This is a genomic window from Paenibacillus sp. sgz302191 (assembly GCF_057749925.1).
The window spans coordinates 1-1559 of sequence record NZ_JBYLHY010000080.1 but is presented as its reverse complement, the minus strand read 5'-3'; the positions used below and the strand labels follow the sequence as shown (position 1 = coordinate 1559).

The 1559-nt window shown below is 46.5% G+C and carries 1 protein-coding gene; it reads right to left on the bottom strand.

Translation table 11 applies throughout. From position 1 onward, the window contains the following. Positions 1 to 104 precede the first annotated feature (104 nt). Complete coding sequence (locus AC3G2T_RS38625; RefSeq protein WP_488438805.1) at positions 105 to 1463, bottom strand: IS1182 family transposase; 1359 nt, start codon at positions 1461 to 1463, stop codon at positions 105 to 107. Positions 1464 to 1559: the final 96 nt, after the last annotated feature.

Below are 1559 nucleotides of genomic sequence, written 5' to 3'. Positions count from 1 at the left end.
TTCAGGCTGTTGAGAAACCCCTGTTTGTTTACGAAAGCATAACGAATCATTTGGAAAAAAAGTATTTCAGGGGGGGAAATGAGGGTTTGAATGAGGTCTGTACCTCATCCTGCTTTCTTGGAGAGGTGGAGGGCTATCTTTTTCATGTTCTGTGCAGTTGCGGTTAGGAGCACTTGCATCTGCACCTTGTCTCTCCCCCGAAATCGGCAATAGCGAAGTCCGTGGAGCACTTTGGCGTCCGCGAAACTTCGCTCGATGGTCTGGCTTCGTAGGTTGTAAAGCACCTTACCGCTATCACTTTGTCGATTCAGCTTTACCCGTTCTTTACTATCTTCCCATATATGTCTCTGAACGGTTCGCTGATTCGATTTGTTCGTGGTGCACGATGTCAGAAATGGACATTCCGAGCATACTTTCGGATCCGACTTGTAGTCCCGGTAGCCATCTCGATTCGTGGTTCGGTACGTCAATTCCTGATGATTCGGGCAGATGTACACGTTTTTCTCGGCATGGAATACAAATTGTCCCTTTGGAAAAACGCCATGCTCCCTGGAACCTCGCTCCGGGATGACGGCCATGATGTTCAACTGAGAAGTTTTGTGGCAAATATAAGGCGTCATATATCCAGAGTCAACAGCAACTGCTTCCAGTGTAGAATGAAACCCAAACTTGTTGATTTGATGCTGCAAGCGATCTATGTATACGACGGAATCATGGACGTTACCAGCGGTCACATGACAGTCGGTAATGATGCCTAATTTCACATCGACGGTGCGATGATCGAGGTAGTGGAATCCTTCGGGTTTTCCATCCCGTTTCAAATACCCGCTTTCCGGATCGGTCAAACTAACTTTTATTGTTTTTTTGTCCACCTCCTTTTTGGGAAGCGGAGGCTTTTTTCCGACTTGTTCCCGATCCTCGTTCACCGCCCGCTCGAGCTCTTGGATATATTCCTCAGGGGTGCATTCGACTTCCCGTTTTTCACATTTACTATTGTTGGCGTTGGCTTTGATGTGTGTGGAGTCGGTCACGAGCACGCGGCCTCCGACCATATGATGGTCGATGGCTTGCTGGACGATCTGGTCGAAGATATCTTGGAAAATGGTCGTATCCTTGAATCGATGCTTCCGATTCCAGCTAAACACGGAGTGATCCGGCGCTTTGCCTGATAGCCCAAGTCGAAGAAACCAACGGAACGAAAGGGTATCATTGACCACTCGCTCTAGCTCCCTTTCCGAACGAATGTTATAGAGATATCCGATGAGAAGCATCTTAAAAAACACAATAGGGTCAAGAGAAGGACGGCCATTCGACTCACTATAATAAGGGCGAACCTTTTCAAGAATAAAGCTAAAATCGATATGCTTTTCGATATGGCGAAGTAAGTGATTGGGTGCGACCATATGTTCAATACACACCAATTCAAAATCGAGTTGAGGATTAGGCTCGTTCGTGTAAAGCATAGACACACCGCGCTTTCCATGGAATACTCACAAGAATATTATACCATATTAACGCGGTGAATTGGTGAATTCATGAGACTTTCTCAACAGCCTGAC